The 16,666-nt window shown below is 65.8% G+C and carries 13 protein-coding genes; 6 read left to right on the top strand and 7 right to left on the bottom strand.

What is annotated here, in order from left to right:
- Positions 1–114 precede the first annotated feature (114 nt).
- From mltG to gmk, 3 genes are all read left to right on the top strand, one after another.
- Complete coding sequence (gene mltG, locus ACQY76_RS15475; RefSeq protein ID WP_428029620.1) at positions 115–1,257, top strand: endolytic transglycosylase MltG; 1,143 nt, start codon at positions 115–117, stop codon at positions 1,255–1,257.
- Positions 1,258–1,345: 88 nt separating this feature from the next.
- Positions 1,346–2,233 (top strand): YicC/YloC family endoribonuclease, encoded by an 888-nt coding sequence (locus tag ACQY76_RS15480; protein WP_428029621.1) that lies wholly within the window; start codon positions 1,346–1,348, stop codon positions 2,231–2,233.
- A 5-nt stretch (positions 2,234–2,238) separates the two neighbouring features.
- Positions 2,239–2,892, top strand: a complete 654-nt coding sequence (gmk, locus tag ACQY76_RS15485) for a guanylate kinase (protein WP_428029622.1) — start codon at positions 2,239–2,241, stop codon at positions 2,890–2,892.
- Here gmk and rsmA read toward each other — a convergent pair.
- The 6 genes from rsmA to lptF form a co-directional block, all read right to left on the bottom strand.
- Positions 2,865–3,746: a 16S rRNA (adenine(1518)-N(6)/adenine(1519)-N(6))-dimethyltransferase RsmA gene (gene rsmA, locus ACQY76_RS15490; protein ID WP_428029623.1), complete on the bottom strand. Its 882-nt coding sequence runs from the start codon at positions 3,744–3,746 to the stop codon at positions 2,865–2,867. The two genes, gmk and rsmA, sit on opposite strands and share 28 nt — an antisense overlap.
- Before the next feature lie 9 nt (positions 3,747–3,755).
- Positions 3,756–4,817 carry a 4-hydroxythreonine-4-phosphate dehydrogenase PdxA gene (pdxA, locus tag ACQY76_RS15495; RefSeq protein ID WP_428029624.1) on the bottom strand — a complete coding sequence of 354 codons (1,062 nt, stop codon included), beginning with the start codon at positions 4,815–4,817 and terminating at the stop codon, positions 3,756–3,758.
- A 7-nt stretch (positions 4,818–4,824) separates the two neighbouring features.
- Positions 4,825–5,805: a SurA N-terminal domain-containing protein gene (locus ACQY76_RS15500; protein WP_428029625.1), complete on the bottom strand. Its 981-nt coding sequence runs from the start codon at positions 5,803–5,805 to the stop codon at positions 4,825–4,827.
- Positions 5,806–5,915: 110 nt separating this feature from the next.
- Entirely contained in the window at positions 5,916–8,477 is a 2,562-nt protein-coding gene (locus ACQY76_RS15505) for an LPS-assembly protein LptD (RefSeq protein WP_428029626.1), read from the bottom strand.
- Positions 8,474–9,559, bottom strand: coding sequence for an LPS export ABC transporter permease LptG (gene lptG / locus ACQY76_RS15510; protein ID WP_428029627.1), 1,086 nt, complete (start codon positions 9,557–9,559; stop codon positions 8,474–8,476). The genes ACQY76_RS15505 and lptG overlap by 4 nt, the downstream gene beginning before the upstream one ends.
- A gap of 49 nt (positions 9,560–9,608) precedes the next feature.
- On the bottom strand, positions 9,609–10,769 hold the full coding sequence (gene lptF, locus ACQY76_RS15515) for an LPS export ABC transporter permease LptF (protein ID WP_428029628.1): 1,161 nt from the start codon (positions 10,767–10,769) through the stop codon (positions 9,609–9,611).
- 198 nt (positions 10,770–10,967) lie between these two features.
- Between lptF and ACQY76_RS15520 the strand changes: the two genes are divergently transcribed.
- From ACQY76_RS15520 to ACQY76_RS15530, 3 genes are all read left to right on the top strand, one after another.
- A complete protein-coding gene (locus tag ACQY76_RS15520; protein WP_428029629.1) occupies positions 10,968–12,476 on the top strand; it encodes a leucyl aminopeptidase in 1,509 nt (502 codons plus the stop codon).
- A 47-nt stretch (positions 12,477–12,523) separates the two neighbouring features.
- On the top strand, positions 12,524–12,970 hold the full coding sequence (locus ACQY76_RS15525) for a DNA polymerase III subunit chi (protein ID WP_428029630.1): 447 nt from the start codon (positions 12,524–12,526) through the stop codon (positions 12,968–12,970).
- A gap of 312 nt (positions 12,971–13,282) precedes the next feature.
- Positions 13,283–14,593, top strand: a complete 1,311-nt coding sequence (locus ACQY76_RS15530) for a porin (RefSeq protein WP_428029631.1) — start codon at positions 13,283–13,285, stop codon at positions 14,591–14,593.
- A 189-nt stretch (positions 14,594–14,782) separates the two neighbouring features.
- Here the strand turns inward: ACQY76_RS15530 and ACQY76_RS15535 are convergent, their stop codons facing one another.
- Positions 14,783–16,654 carry an ATP-binding cassette domain-containing protein gene (locus ACQY76_RS15535; protein WP_428029632.1) on the bottom strand — a complete coding sequence of 624 codons (1,872 nt, stop codon included), beginning with the start codon at positions 16,652–16,654 and terminating at the stop codon, positions 14,783–14,785.
- Positions 16,655–16,666: the final 12 nt, after the last annotated feature.

Below are 16,666 nucleotides of genomic sequence, written 5' to 3' on the forward strand. Positions count from 1 at the left end.
GCAAACGCTGGGGAAGCCGCTGCCGTTTAAAGTGGCGGCTTTCCAGCTTTCGCCACTTTTTCGGGTACTCTGCCCGGGCGTTTCGCTGCCCGCGGACGCAAGGCGAGGCATCCGATGACCGATCCCATTTCCCCGACGCCACCCGGCGCTCCCGGCCCTACGCCGCTCGGGAAAGTGCCCGATCCGCACAAGGCCTCGCGCCGGGCGAATCATCCTCTGGTCGTCGCCGGCAGCATGGTGTTCACGCTGCTGATCGTCGCCATCGTGCTGGGCGGCGGGGCGCTGTGGATCGGCAAGACGCGCTATTACGCGCCGGGGCCGCTTGCGCAGGACAAGGCGGTGATCGTGCCGAACGATTACGGCGTGATGGACATCGCCGATCTTCTGCTGAAGCAAGGCGTCATCGACGACAAATGGGTCTTCGTCGGCGCGGCGGTCGGCACCCGCGCGTCCAGCAAGCTCAAGGCGGGCGAGTATGCCTTCGCGGGAGGCTCCTCGATCCAGCAGGTGCTGAGCACCCTCGTCTCCGGCAAGGTGCTAGAATATACCGTCACCATTCCCGAAGGCCTGACCAGCGACCAGATCGTCGAGCGCGTGCTGGAGGTGGCGGAACTGTCTGGTGGCGTGCGGCAGGTGCCGCGCGAGGGCAGCCTCATGCCGGACACCTACAAGGTCACCCGCGGCACCTCGCGCGAGGACCTGCTGCGCCGCATGGCGCGCACACAGGACGCGACGCTGAAGGAGATCTGGGCGAAGCGCGATCCCGAGCTGCCGCTGAAATCGCCGGAGGAACTGGTGATCCTCGCCTCTATCGTCGAAAAGGAAACCGGCGTTCCCGAGGAGCGGACCGAGGTGGCGGCGGTGTTCGTCAACCGGCTTAACAAGAAGATGCGGCTGCAGTCCGACCCGACGATCATTTACGGGCTGGTGCGCGGCAAGGGCCGGCTGGAACGCCCGCTGACACGCACCGACATTTCGACTCCGACGCCGTTCAATACCTACACCATCCCGGCGCTGCCGCCGGGCCCGATCGGCAATCCCGGTCGCGCCTCGCTGGAGGCCACCGCCCGCCCGGCCAAGACCAAGAGCCTGTACTTCGTCGCCGACGGTTCGGGCGGCCATGCCTTTGCCGAGACGCTTGACCAGCACAACAAGAATGTGGCCCGCTGGCGCCAGGTCGAGCGCGACCGCAAGGTCGACCCGGCGGCCCAGCCTGCCGGCACGTCCGGCACCACGGGCGCCACGGCCGTCGACTGAGCCCAATGTCCCGCACGATCGGCTTGAGACGGCCGGCGTGCGCCGTTAAGGTCCGCCCGCCGTCCGCAGACGGGGCAGGGGGGACGACATGACGCTGGCCAGCATGACGGGGTTCGCACGCACGCAAGGCAGCAGCGGCGCGTGGAGCTGGGCCTGGGAACTCAAATCGGTCAACGGCAAGGGGCTCGATGTCCGCCTGCGTCTTCCCGGCGGGTGGGAAGGGCTGGAAAACGGCCTCCGGCAGACCGCCGCCCGCGTGCTGACGCGTGGCAATGTGAACGGCAATCTCTCCCTCACGCGGACCGATCCGGAAGTGAGCGTGCGCGTCAACGAGCACGTGCTGCGCGCCATCGCGCAGTCGGTGCGGCGTGTTGCCGACGAACTCGGCGCGCCGCCGGTACAGCTGGAAAGCCTCATCGGCCTCAAGGGCGTGATGGAGATCAGCGAGGCGCAGGATAGCGAGGCGGCGCGCGCAGCGGCCGAGACGGCGATCGTTGCCGGCTTCGAGCAGGCACTGGCCGAACTCGTCGCCATGCGGGTGCAGGAAGGCGCGGCGCTGGCCGTCGTGCTGGGCGAGCGCCTCACCAGCATCGCCGCGCTCACCGCCGCCGCCGAGGCCAATCCCTCCCGGCGGCCGGAGGCGATCCGCGCCAAGCTGGCCGACCAGATACGGGTGTTGCTGGATACGGGCGCCAATTTCGATCCCGACCGGCTGCACCAGGAGGCGCTGTTGATCGCCTCCAAGGTCGATGTGCGCGAGGAACTCGACCGGCTGGTGACCCATGTCGCCGCCGCCCGCGCCATGCTGGCCGAGGGCGGCGCCATCGGGCGCCGGCTCGACTTCCTGGCGCAGGAATTCAACCGCGAGACCAACACGCTTTGCTCCAAGGCCAATGACGTCTCGCTGACGGCGATCGGCCTGGAGCTCAAGGGAACGGTCGAACAGTTCCGCGAGCAGGTCCAGAACATCGAGTGAGCCGCATGAAAGAATCAAAAATTGCCCGTCGCGGCCTGATGCTGATCCTTTCCTCGCCGTCCGGCGCCGGAAAGTCGACGCTGGCGCGCCTGCTGCTGGAGCAGAACCCCGACATCTATCTGTCGGTGTCGGTGACGACGCGCGATCGTCGGCCGAGCGAGGTGGAGGGGGTTCACTACCATTTCCTCACCCGCGAGCGCTTTGAACGCCTGCGCGATGCGGCGGACCTGCTCGAACACGCCGAGGTTCACGGCAATTTCTACGGCACGCCGCGCGAGCCGGTGGAGGCGGCGCTGGATGCGGGCCGGGATGTGCTGTTCGACATCGACTACCAGGGTGCCGAGCAGCTCTATGCCCGCATGCGCGAGGATATCGTCGGCGTGTTCATTCTCCCCCCTTCCGCGACGGAGCTGAAGACGCGGCTGGAGCGGCGGGCGGAAGATGCGTCGGGGGTCATCGAGAAGCGGCTGAAGAACGCCCGCACCGAGATCGCCCATTGGGAGGACTATAATTACGTGCTGGTGAACGAGGACCTCAACAGCACCTTCGCCAACCTGCGCAATATCCTGCTGGCCGAGCGCCTGCGCCGCGAGCGTCAGCTTGGCTTACCGCCGATCGTCGAACGGCTCGATCAGGAATTGGCGACGCTGACGTCCTGAGCGCCCGCGCCGCGCATCGCCACCCACGCATTGGCGAGGGCGACGAAGCCCTCGACCGGCACGCGCTCGGCGCGTTCCGTCGGGGCTATACCGGTGGCCTCCAGCAAGGCGCCAACATCGACGCCGAGGCTCTTGAGGCTCTGGCGCAGCATCTTGCGGCGCTGGCCGAAGGCGGCCTCGGTAACGCGCTCCAGCGCCTTGCGATCGCAGGGCAGGGGCGTCGGGCGCGGTGTGAGATGAACGACCGAGGATGTCACCTTGGGTGGCGGCACGAAGGCGGAGGGCGGCACGTCGAAGGCGATGTAAGCCTGCGCCCTCCAGCCGGTGAGCACGGCGAGGCGGCCATAATGGTCCTCGCCCGGCGCGGCAACGATGCGCTCGGCCACTTCGCGCTGGAACATCAGCGTCAGGCTCTCATACCAGGGCGGCCAGGGATCCGACGACAGCCAGCCGATGAGTAATGGCGTGCCGACATTGTAAGGCAGGTTGGCGATGATGACCGCGCGCTCGTGCGGCGCCACAAGCGCCCGATAATCGGCCACCAGCGCGTCGCCTTCGACGATCTCCAGCCGGCCGGGATAATGCGCCGCCACCTCGGCCAATGCCGCCACGCAGCGCGCATCGCGCTCGATGGCGATGACGCGCCGGGCGCCGAGCGCCAGGATGGCCCGGGTCAGCCCGCCCGGACCGGGACCGACCTCGATCACCGTCAGCCCATCGAGCCGGCCGGCGGTGCGGGCGATCTTGGAGGTGAGATTGAGGTCGAGCAGGAAATTCTGGCCGAGCGACTTCAGTGCCGAGATTTCGTGGTCCCGAATGACGTCGCGCAAAGGCGGCAGGCTGTCGATGCTCATGGGTGAGGATCAGCCCGGCTCGGCGTGGAGCGGCTGGCGCTCCGACAGAAGGTGATGCGCGGCATTGGCGGCGTCCCGCTCGGCGAGCTGGCGCGCGAGACGCAGCGCCTCGATGAGGCTCGACGGGTCCGCGCGCCCAGTGCCGGCAAGGTCGAACGCCGTGCCATGGTCCGGCGATGTCCGGACAAAAGGCAGGCCGAGCGTGACATTCACCGCGCGATCGAAGGCGAGCGCCTTGGCCGGCGCCAGAACCTGGTCGTGATAGGCGCCGATGGCGGCGTCATAGGTCCTGCGTGCCGCCGCATGGAACAGCGTGTCGGCCGGCAGCGGCCCGCGCGCGTCGATTCCCGCCTGCCGCAACGCTTCGACGGCGGGACGGGTAACGTCCTCGTCCTCGCGGCCCAGCGTGCCGTCTTCGCCCGCATGGGGGTTTAGGCCGCAAATGGCGAGGCGCGGGGCGGCAATGCCGAAGCGCTGGCGCAGGTCATGGGCGGTGATGCGCGCGGTCTCGATGAGCAGTTCCCGCGTGAACAGGCGCGACACCTCAGACAGCGGCACGTGGATGGTTGCCGGCACCACGGCGAGCTCCGGCGACCAGATCATCATCACCGGCCGCAGTGCCGGCGTGCCGGCGAGATGGGCGAGATATTCCGTGTGGCCGGGAAAGGCGAAGCCGTCGGCGTAGAGCACGGCTTTCGAGATGGGGTTGGTCACCACGGCGGCTGCGCGACCGGCCTTCACCAAGGCGACGGCGCTATCGATGGCGGCGCAGGCGGCGGTTGCGCTGGTCGCGTCCGGCCGGCCCGGGGCGGCTGTCGCCGATGGGCCGGCCGGAACGATGGGAAGGGCATGGGAAAAGACCGCAGCGGCGTCTTCCGGCGTGCATTCGCGAACGGGAATGTCGAGGCCGAGAAGCGCGGCCCGGCGGCGCAGCAGTTCGGCATCGCCGGTAGCGAAGAAGGCTGGCAGATGCCGCGCGTCGCGCAGCAGCCAGGCGGCGAGGGTGATGTCGGGGCCGATGCCGGCCGGTTCGCCCAAACTCAGTGCCAGGACCGGCGAGGGGGGCGCCATGGGTCGGTCAGCGGTACTGGATCATGGCGGACTTGCGCGCGTCGTCGAGCAGCTTCTTGGAAACAGCCTCGAACTGCTTGTTCTCCAGATCGGTGCGCACCTCGCGCTTTTGCGCGCTTTCGCCGACCACTTCGCGGCGGCTGCAGATGGCGATCATCTCGATCCCGGCACGAGTCACCTCGGGGGCGGTCAACTGACCGACCGGGGTGTCGTCCATGATCTTGCGCACGGCGGCGGTGACATCGGCCGAGGTGCGGATCACCGGATCGCGGACAACCGTCTCTCGCATGCCGCGAGCCGTTTCTACGCCGCTCTCGCATCCCGAGAACTGCTTGCGCAGGCCGTTGGCCTCCGCCAGGCGCTGGGAGCGCTCGCCCGGGCTCGCGGTGCGGCCGACGACAAGCACGATCTGGCGCACCGTGTATTCGGTCGTGCGTTGGGCGCGGGTGAGATCCTCGCCCTTTGACTGGAGGGCGGCGAACACGTCGGAGTCGCGCACCGTCGCCACCGACGAGAACCGGCCGCGGACGTAGTTATTCCACACGTAATCGGCGCGCATCTTGGCCTTGAGCATGGCCGCATCGAGACCGGACTGCGCGAGCGCCTGGGTCAGTTGCTCCGGCGAGCGGCCACTGCGGCTACCCATGCGGGCGAACAACTTCTCGATCTCGTCCTTGTCGGCGGTGATCCCGAAACGCTCGGCGGTCACGACCTTGAGGCGCTGGTCGATCAATTCCTCCAGGGCCTGCTTCTGCGAAAGGTTCTGCCGTTCGGTGAGTTGGGCGAGCTTGATGCGCTGGGCGACGTCGAAGCTGGTGATAGGCTGGCCCTGCACCAGGACGAGAATCTGCTGGGCGCGAACGGGCTGAGGGAGGGTCGCCGCGGCGGCGAAGACCGCGCAACCTAGAAGCAGTGCGCGGACGACCGGGCCCGCGACCCGATCACGACCCGCGCACCAGCCCTCCCATACCCAAGACCGTCCAAGCATTTTCTCTCCACTCTTTCCTTCAGCGCGTCGCACGGGGCCTCTTCCGTTGCGTCGACGCCGTGTCCGCGCTGTTCTGGTCGGCGGATGTGGCGTCAATGCGACGCCGCTGCCTAGTCGTCGCTGCTGCTGCCGCCCGATCCCACTTCGGTCGAGAAACCGGCTTCGCCGAGGGTCTTCAGCGTGAAGGTGACGAGGACCGTGTCGACGCGCTCACGATTGCCGCTCTCCGTGTAGTCCGAACGGTAGTTCAGGGCGATGCCGAAGCACTCGTCGACATAGGAGATGCCGAACAGGGTGTAGTCGATTTCGTCGAGGTTGAGGTTGTAGCGGGCGGCCGCCTTGATGTTCCAGTTTTCGTTCAGCTTCAGCGTGCCGGTGCCGAGGATGCCTTCGCGCTCCTCGTAATAGCCGAGCAGGGGCTGCGCCGTGTACAGGCCGTAAAGGGCGGAGACCGTCAGCTGCTTGTTGATGGTCGCGCGGCCTTCGACCTCGTAGCGCTCGACCGACCAGTCGTCATTGTCAAAGCGGAAGCGGTTGATGAGCGAGAAGTGCTCGGTCGGCTGGTAGTACAGGCGGGCGACGTAGTCGGAGGCGTCGTCCTCCAGACCGGATTCGGCGCCCGTATTGGCCATGTCATAATAGGCATACGAGTTCTTGCCGAACATTTTGTAGGATTGGCCGAACAGGGCGTTGATCTGACCGCCATCGTTGAAGTTGGCGGTGTACTGGATGCCCACATTGGCGCGCCCGCCGCCTTCGACGCGGTCATAGCCGGAATATTTGTTGATCTCGAACAGGTTCGTGTCGTCGAAGATCAGGCTCTGTGCGTCTTCGTTCGGAAACTTCCCGATATCGGTCTCGTCCGGGCGGACGATGACCTGGGCGATCGGCTCGATGGTCTGCGTGCCCCACTTCTCGACAGAGATGAAGGGGTAGCGGTATTCGAGGCCGACGGCGGGCATCGCGCGGATGAGCTGTTCGTCGCCGCCCGTCCCGAGCCAAGGCGCATCTTCCGCCTCCGCCTGCACCGACGCCACGTCGAGCTGCATGTTGAAGAACGGCGTCCAGGTCTGGCCGGCGGTGTCGATGAAGGTCCGGCGCCAGTCCACCACGCCCGACAGGCGGGAATAGCTGCCAGCTATGCCGCGCATCAGGCAGGCATCGCGCAGGCTCGTGCCGGGCGGGATGCGCGAGAGGTCGCACTGGTTGGTCGGGCCATCGTAAAGCTCGGGAACCAGCGGGGCATAATTGGCCGAGGTGGCGCGCAGGTCGGCCTGCTCGCGCGTCAGGCTGGTGAAGTTGATGTCGTAGCTGAACTGGCCGCCAAACACCGACTCGCCCAGCGTCTTGCTGTAGTCGAGCACCGGGTGGATGACCGGCTGCTGGTCCTGGATGTCGTAGGAGGTCAGGCCGGTGAAATACATCGCCCGCAGGTCGAAATAGGAACGGTCGCCCTGGCCGACGAGGTAGAGCTGCGAGGTGACCTCACGCGTCGTGGTGTTGATGAGGTTGTAGTCCTGCAGGAAGGTCTCGTCTGACATCAGCCAGCCGTCCCAACCCCAGTACCAGTTCTTGTTGATGTTGAACTTGCCGTGCGTCTCGATCACGCCGCGCTGGTCGCGATAGCCCGGCTCTGGATCGGGCTGCCCCAGCACGTTGGTCCCGATGAACGCGTCCTTGTCCAGCTGGTCGATGCCGGCGGCGCGGATGCTGTAGGTGCCCGTTTCCAGCCGATGCCGGAACTCGGCGTCGAGCATCACGCCCTGCTTGGACACGATCAGCGGCGAGAACGTCACGTCCATGTTGGGCGCGATGTTCCAGAAATACGGAACGGTTGCGCCATAGCCGATTTCGGATGTGTTCACGAAAGACGGGATCAGGAAGCCGGACTTGCGCTTCACCGTCGGATCGGGAGCCTCCAGGTAAGGAACCCAGGCGAGCGGGATGCCGAGGAATTCGATCCTGGCATCCTCGAAATAGATCATCTGTTCCTTTTCTTTATGGATGATCTTCGCGGCTTTGACCTGCCAGAGCGGCGGCTTCTGCGGATTTTCCTTACAGGGTTCGCACGGCGTGTAGGCGCCGCTGGTCAGGACGGTGGTGTCGCCGTTCGAGCGATCGGCACGCGCCGCAACGAAGTGCATGCTCTCGGGCGTATCGATGCGCAGCGAGTTCACGAAACCATTGCTGAAGTCCTGGGACAGGTCGAGGTTGTCGGCGGCGATGACCGTGCCGTCCTTGTCCTTCAGGCGCACCCCGCCTTCGGCGCGAAGCCGGTTGGCATTCCGATCATAGACGACGCGACGCGCCTCGAGCACGGCGCCGTCGTAATAGATCTGGACGTTGCCTTCCGCGATCACCTCATTGCGCGTGTTGTCGTAGACCAGCTCATCGGCGGTCACGAGCATCTTGGCGTTGGGGTCTGTCTGCCGATTGACGAGGCCGGAGGCGAGGGCGGACGTCTGGGCTGCGCCGGCATGGGCCGTGCCGGTATGAGTCATCCCCGGCTGAGCCGTGCCGGTCTGGGCATGCGCCAGCGACGCCGGGCCCAACGCGACCAACGCAACGGAACCTGCACCTAAAATCAACGCGCAGGCAGAATGGCGCAGGCGACTCTTCAGTCGCCGGATTGCCGAATCTGCCTGGCCGGCTATCACGCTGCCGACCTTCATCCGTCCTCCCGGTGAAGCAGGATGAGAATGCCCATCAATGCTCCGACGACTGCTGGAAACCACGCTGCGATAATGGGATGAACAATCCCGGCCTCACCGAGATCCTCGGCGAGCTTGGTGAAAACATAAAGCAGAAAGCCGGCCGCGACGCCACCGAGAATTGTCTGGCCGATCCCGCCGAAGCGGAAGACGCGCAGGCTCACCGAGGCCGCGATCAGCACCATCGCCAGCAAGAGCATGGGGCGCGCCAGCAGGCTCTGATACTGCAGCCTGTAGCGTTCCGCGCCAAAGCCCACGCGTGTTGCGGCGTCGATGGCGGCTGGAAGCTGCCAGAACGGAACCGTCTCGCTTTGCAGCGATTCCTGGATCTGGTCGGGGGTGAGATTGGTCGCGAGCATGTACACGTCGTACTCCTCCAACCCTATTGCAGGAGTTAAGACGCGCGCTTTTTCCAGCCGCCATGCACCAGCGTCGAGCACGCCGCGCCGCGCTTCGATTCGTTCGAGCAGCTTGTCATGCGAGTCGAACAGGAAAACGTTGACGCCGGTGAGCTCCCGCCCGCCGCCACTGGTGGCGGCGGCCTGGATGATCGCCTGTCCGTCGATGCTTTGCTGGCGCAGCCAGAAGCCGCTCCTGCCCGCCGCAAACAGCCCGGTCTGGCGATCGAATATTTCCGCCTCCAGCCGGCTGGCGCGTTCCTTGAAGTCGGCGGAAACGGGATTGTAGACGGTTGTGGAAAACACCCCGAGCCCGAGGGCGATCAGCAGGGCAGGGGCCATGAACTGCCATGCCGAGATGCCGGCCGCCCGCGCCACAACCAGTTCCAGCCGCCGCGACAGGGTGAGAAAGGTGCCGATGGCGCCGAACAGCACGGCGAACGGCAGAAGCTGCTCCGTGAAGTACGGCATGCGGTAGAACACCAGCAGCAGCAGCGTGGTGAAGTCGACGTCGCGTTCGCCGACCCGTCGCGACAGTTCGAGCAGGTCGATCAGCATGATGAGGCCGGCGCAGCCGACGAAAATGCCCAGCACGGAGTTGATGAACCGGCGGCCGAAATAGAAGCCAAGCGTGCGCCCGATCACGTGGCTGCTCCGTCGCCGGTGATATTTTCGTGAGCGCGCATGTGCCGGCTCAATTCACGGTGGCGCGCACGACGCGCTGGGCGAGGCGATCGATCTTTTCCCGAATCGCGGCGGGCATGCGCGGCTTGAAGCGCCCGCTCAGCGACAGGAGCGACCCGAGAATGAACACGATGGGCACAAGGTAGACCACGGGAACCAGGCCCGGCTCGTTGCGCACTTGGTTGATCAGCCCGAAGCTGGTGACCTGCAGGAAGATGATGAAGGGTGCGGTTCCCGCCAACGCCAGTCCGCGCCCTTCGCGCGTCGTGCGCGGCTCCGCCAGCGCAGCGCAGGCGATGGCGAAGAAGGCCAGCACATAGAGCGGTAGCGAGAGGCGTCGGTGCAACTCCTCGGTAAAGCGGCCCTTGCCTTCGAGCAGAATGACGACATCCTTCGGGTTAGGACTCCACAGCTCGCCGAACGAGCGCTCCGGTGCGCGATAGACCGTCTTCTCGCCGCTGTTGGTGAAGGGCGAGAGGTCGAACGCGTAGCGCTGGAACTCGACGACATTGCTGTCGGCCTTGCCGGGGGTGCGCCTGTGGATGGCGCCGTCTTCGAGAACGAGGAACGTCCCCTCCGCCGAGTCGATCACTTGCCCGCGCTCGGCGAGATAGGTGTTTACCTGCTTGGGATCGCGGGCGTCATTGATGAAAATGCCGCCCAGCACGCCATTCGCGTTGCGCTCGCGCACGTGGAACACCATGCCCTGGGAGAGGGTGGTGAACCGGCCCGGCTGGGCGATGAAGGCGACCACGTCGGCCCGCACGCGGGTGATCTCGTAGCGGAACTGGCGCATGGCCGCCGGCACCAGCTCCATCGACAACGCGGCGCAGCAGGCGGCGACGAGCAGGGCGAGGATGATGAGAGGGCGCAGGAAGCGCCAGGTGGAAATCCCGGCAGCGCTCGCCACGACGATCTCGGAATCGCTGTTCATGCGGAAGAGCGTGTGCGTCACCGCCATGAACAGTGCCGCCGGCGCGAGGCCGAGGATGAGGGCGGGCAAAGCGAGGGCGGTGATGACGACGAAGGCGAGAATCGTCTGGCCCTGCGTCGTCATGATGTCGAGTTCACGCAGGGCCTGCGTCACCCAGATCATGGCGGTCAGAACCACGAGTATTCCCAGAAAGGCCGTGGCGGCCGAGCGGAACACGTAACGATCCAGGCGGTTCATCGAGCGGCGTATCCTGATCCCTGTCGATGGCGCCCGCCGCCCCGGCGTGGCCTTCACTGCGCACGATGCATAATTGGCTGCGCGTTCCGGCGCAAATCGGGCGAAGCCGCGTTAACGCCGTGATCCTTTGAGGCTCGTCCCCCGTCGCGCATTCGGCTAAAGAGAACGAAGAGAGCCGAGACCAATCAAGGTGCCCCGATGCCCGACCATGTGAAGATCAGTTTCGCCAAGTTTCCGGCCGCCCTGGAAGGGATCGTCGTTCTCCTTGCCGCCGAGCCGGCGGAAGGCGAGGCACCGGCGCTCGCACCGGCGGTGGAGGCCCTTCTCGCGCCGTCCGGCCCGCTCGTCGCGGGCGCCGTCCAGGCCGATCGCTTCACCGGCAAGTCCGGCAAGTCGTTGGAACTCATCGCTCCCACCGGCCTCGACGCGTCGCGCCTCATTATCATGGGCGTCGGCAAGGTGCCGAACCTGAACGCCTTTGACTGGCTCAAGCTCGGCGGGGCCATCATGGGCCGCCTGCCGGCCTCGGCCAAGGATGTGAGCGTGGTTGTGGCGCTGCCGGGCGGCGAAGTGCCGGCCGAAGCGGCGGCCGAACTGGCGCTCGGCCTTCGCCTGCGCGCCTATGCCTTCGACCGCTACAAGACGAAGAAGAAGGCGGACGAGGCGTCGCCCAAGCCGAAGGTCACTCTTTATATAGAGGATGATGCGGCGGCCAAGCGCGCCTGGAAGAAGCGCGAGGGCATCGGCGAGGGCGTCGTCATGGCCCGCGATCTGGTCAACGAGCCCGCCAACGTGCTCACCCCAACCGAGTTTGCCAAGCGCGCCGGAGATCTGGCCAAGGTCGGCGTCGACGTCGAGGTTCTGGGCGAGAAGGACCTGAAGAAGCTCGGCATGGGCGCGCTGCTCGGTGTCGGCCAGGGTTCCGAGCAGGAAACCCGCGTCGTCGTCATGCGCTGGAATGGCGGAAAGTCCGGCGAGGCGCCGGTGGCGTTCGTCGGTAAGGGCGTGGTGTTCGACACCGGCGGCATCTCGATCAAGCAGGCTGCCGGCATGGAGGACATGAAGGGCGACATGGCGGGCGCCGCCTGCGTCGTCGGGCTGATGCACGCCCTTGCCAGCCGCAAGGCCAAGGTCAACGCGGTCGGCCTCATCGGGCTCGTCGAGAACATGCCCGACGGCAAGGCGCAGCGCCCGGGCGACATCGTCACCTCCATGTCGGGCCAGACCATCGAGATCATCAACACCGACGCCGAGGGCCGCCTCGTGCTGGGCGACGTGCTCTGGTACGCCAAGGAGCGCTTCAAGCCGCAATTCATGGTCGACCTCGCCACGCTCACCGGCGCCATCATCGTCGCGCTCGGCACCGAGCATGCCGGCCTGTTCTCCAACAACGACACGCTCGCCTCCCGGCTTACCGAATCGGGCCTCACGACGGGGGAGAAGGTGTGGCGCCTGCCGCTCTCGGCGGAATACGACAAGCTCATTGATTCGAAGTTTGCCGACATGAAGAACACAGGCGGGCGCTTCGGCGGCTCGATCACCGCCGCGCAGTTCATCCAGCGCTTCGTCGGCGACGTGCCGTGGGCGCATCTCGACATCGCCGGCACCGCCATGGCCTCGCCCGCGACGGAGTTCAACCGCAGCTGGGGCGCCGGCTGGGGCGTGCGCCTGCTCGACGATCTGGTCGCCCGCCACTACGAATCGTGACCCGCGCCTTGCGCGGCCGGAGCTGAGCGGGAGAGGGGAGGCGTTTCATGACGGAAGTGCTTTTCTATCACCTGCAGAACCGGCCACTTGACGCTGTCCTGCCCCAGCTCCTGGAGAAGTGCCTGGAGCGGGGCTGGCGCTGCGCCGTTCAGGCGACGTCGCCTGAACGGGTCGAAGCCCTCGACCAGTTGCTCTGGACCTATGATGATGCGTCGTTCCTGCCGCATGGCACCGACCGCCAGTCCGAGCCGGCGCGCCAGCCGATTCTCCTGACCATCGACGAATCAAATCCCAACGATGCCGCAGTCCGATTCCTCATCGATGGCGCGATGATTTCCGATGTCGGCGCCTATCAGAGAGTGATCCACCTGTTTGACGGTAACGATTCCGACGCTGTCGAGCCGGTGCGCGAGGCCTGGCGCAGCGCGCGGGCCGGCGGCCATGAGGTCACATACTGGCAGCAGGACACAAACGGGCGCTGGCAGCGCCGTTGATTGGGGCGGTGCGGTGACGCGCCATGCCACAATTGCCGCGCCTCCACGGACCTGCCTTTCTCCCGTAGGGCCGTTAATCCCTGATTTACCAACGCTTTTCGATGCCGCTCCGGCGGCGCTTCGGTACTTTGGGGGCAACGTGAAAAATGTGTCTCGATGGCAACACTTCGTTGCGGAATAGGCGGGAAGGCGGTCAGAGGGCTACTTTGGCTTTGCACCGCCGGGGGGTTTCGAACAGTATCGCTGTGGGTGCCGCGCCGTGCGGCGGGTCCTGACAATCGAAAACCCAACATTGGTCCAATTTGGGGGAGAATGAAATTGAAGACGGTCATTAAGAATGTGCTGCTCGGCTCGGTTGCTGGGCTTGCTATGGTCGGGACTGCTGCGGCGGCCGATCTGCCTGTGAAGGCGAAGGCTGCGGAATATGTGAAGATCTGCTCCACCTACGGCGCGGGCTTCTATTATATCCCCGGCACCGACACCTGCCTCAAGGTTGGTGGCTACGTGACGGCCGACACCTACTACGCCGACATCGAAGGCAAGACCCGCTTCACGGCGCCTGGTGTTGCCATCCGTGGCGACAACGATCCGGACGGGCAGACCTACTTCTATACCCGCGTCGGCGTTCAGCTCGATGCCCGTACGCAGACCGAATACGGCACCCTGCGTTCGTACTTCGAAGGTCGCTTCGAGGCGGGCGAGTACTACGGCTTCGGCCAGGAAGTCGAGACCGGTCAGTTCAGCTTCAACGATGAGTCGCTGAACACCGTCTACATGAAGTACGGCTACATCCAGTTCGCTGGCTTCACCTTCGGTCGCGCCACCTCGGCGTTCGACTTCTGGGCTGGCGACGGCTGGCAGGGCATTCAGCCGGGTAACTACTACTCGGATTCGACCCTGAACGTGATCCAGTACACCGCTGACTTCGGTAACGGCTTCTCGGCGACCATCGCCCTCGAAGATTCGTACAACCGCGATGACGAGTACGACAACTTTACTGACCTTGATGGTCAGCAGGTTCCGGACATCGTTGCCAACATTGCCTACGAAGGCACGTGGGGCGCGTTCAAGGTCTCCGGTGCGTATCACGACATCGGAAACTACAGCGCTCTCGACGGGTTCGGCGATGAGATCCCGTTCTATTCCAATGACAAGGCTGGCTGGGCCGTTCTCGCCGGCGTTCGTTTCGACTTCGCTGAGACCACCACCCTGTACGTCGAAGGCGCTTACGCCTCGGGCGCTCCGGGCTATCTCGGCCTTGCCGGCACGATCCCGGTCGTCGACGCTCTTGGCGATGCTGTCACCGGCTGGTACGTCGGCGGCGCGCTGATCCACTACTGGACCCCCTCGGTGTTCACCACCCTGGTCGGCAGCTACACGCAGACCGACAACTTCGGCATCGCCTACGCTGTGGGTGACTCTGAAGGCGTGGCCTCGACCGACTTCACCGGCTACAATGTCGGCGTCAACATCGGTTGGGTTCCGGTCAAGGGTCTGACCCTCGTCCTCCAGTACGACTATCTGACCGCCGAATACGCTGGTTCCGACTGGCTCGAGCCGTTCAGCTACTCGGAAGAATACTCGCAGAACCGCGTTGTGTTCTCTGCCAAGCGCACCTTCTGATCTCTCCGAGATCGGTTCTACGGAAAGCCCCGGCCTTGCGCCGGGGCTTTTTGCGTTTGCGGCCGGTGTTTGTGGGCGTGCCCGCGAGTTGCCCCTGCCTGTAGCACGCGCGTCAGCCGCCCGGACAAAGGTCCGCGCGGGCGAAGATTCAGGCAGTCTGGATTTTCTAGTGGGTTGAGCCCGGCAGGCTCAGGACGCCATGGCCTCGTCGAGGCTCGCTGACGCGTGCAGCCAGTCCTCTTCCGCCTTGGCCAGCGCCTCTGCTGCGGACCCGCGCTCCCGGGCGAAACGCTGCGCCTCCGACGGCGCGCGGATGTAAAGCGAGTCATCGGCGAGCTTGGCATCGAGCGCCGCTATACTGCGCTCCAGCTTCACCATCGCCGCTTCCAGTTCCTTGACGCGTTTGCGCAGCGGCGCCGCCTCGGCCCGCCGGTCGGCAGCCTGGCGGCGCTCATCGGCGCGGGTGCCGCTTGCCTCCTTGCGCGACGAGGAGGCGCTGCGGCCGACAACCAGCTTCTGGTACTCGTCGAGATCGCCGTCATAGGGGCGCACCGTCCCCTCCGCCACCAGCCATAGCCGCTCGGCGCTGGCGTCTAGGAGGGTGCGGTCATGGCTGATGAGGATGACGGCGCCGGGGAAATCGTTGATCGCTTCGGTCAGCGCCTGCCGGGCGGCGATGTCGAGATGATTGGTGGGCTCATCGAGGATCAGCAGATGCGGCCCGTGAAAGGCGGCGAGGCCGAGCAGCAGCCGCGCCTTTTCGCCGCCGGACAGCGCGGCGATGGTGGTATTGGCGGTGCCGCCAGAAAAGCCCATCTCGGCGGCACGCGAGCGCACCTTCGCTTCCGGCGCGTCCGGCATCAGCCGGCGCACATGATCATAGACCGTCTCGTCGGCGATCAGTTCGTCGAGCTGGTGCTGCGCGAGATAGGCGATGTCGAGCCCGGCCGCGCGCACCATGGTGCCGCCGAGCGGCGCCAGTCGGCCCGAGATCAGCTTGGCGAAGGTCGACTTGCCGTTGCCATTGGGGCCGAGGAGGGCGATGCGGTCGTCATGGTCGATGCGGAGCGTCAGGCTCCGCAGGATCGGCCGCCCCGGCTCGTAGCCGGCGGAGACGCCGTCGAGGGTCAGGATCGGCGGCGAGGGGATGCGCGTTGGATGGCGTATCGAGATGGCCGCGGCGGTCTCGCTCGCGGCCTCCGCCAGTGGCGCCATCCGCGCCAGCGCCTTGAGGCGCGACTGCGCCTGCTTTGCCTTCGTCGCCTTGGCACGGAAGCGCTCCACAAACGCTTCCATATGCTTGCGCTTGGCTTCCTGCTTCGCGCGCGCCTTCTGGTCGACGACCAGCTTTTCGGCCCGCTGCCGCTCGAAGGAATCGTAGCCGCCCCGCCAGAGCGTCAGTTTCGCCTGATCCAGATGAAGGATAAAGCCGACCGACTGGTTCAGCAATTCGCGGTCATGGCTGACGATCAGCACGGTGCGGGGATAGCGGGCGAGAAAGTCCTGCAGCCAGAGCGTGCCTTCGAGGTCGAGATAGTTGGTAGGCTCGTCGAGCAGCAGCAGGTCCGGCTCGGCGAAGAGCAGGGCGGCGAGGGCTACCCGCATGCGCCAGCCGCCGGAGAATTCCGAACAAGGCCGCTGCTGGGCGTCGTCGTCGAAGCCGAGGCCGGCAAGAATGCGCGCCGCGCGCGCGGGTGCGGCATGGGCGTCGATATCGACGAGACGCAGTTCGATATCGGCAATCCGCGTGGGATCGCTCGTTTCCTCACGCTCTTTCAACAGCGCCGCGCGCTCGGTGTCGGCGGCCAGTACCACGTCGATAAGCTTCTCCGGTCCGGCCGGGGCTTCCTGCGCCACCTGGCCAATGCGGGCGGCGGAGGGAATGCGGATCTCGCCGCTCTCCAGCGAGAGGTCGCCGGTAATGGCGCGAAACAAGGTGGTCTTGCCGGTGCCGTTGCGGCCGACGAGCCCGATCCGCGCGCCTTCCGGCAGCGCCACCGAGGCGTGGTCGATCAGGAGCCGGCCGGCAACGCGCAGCGAGATATCGTCGAGAATGATCATGCGGGTCTTGTG

Source organism: Ancylobacter sp. (assembly GCF_965279025.1).
Lineage (GTDB): Bacteria > Pseudomonadota > Alphaproteobacteria > Rhizobiales > Xanthobacteraceae > Ancylobacter.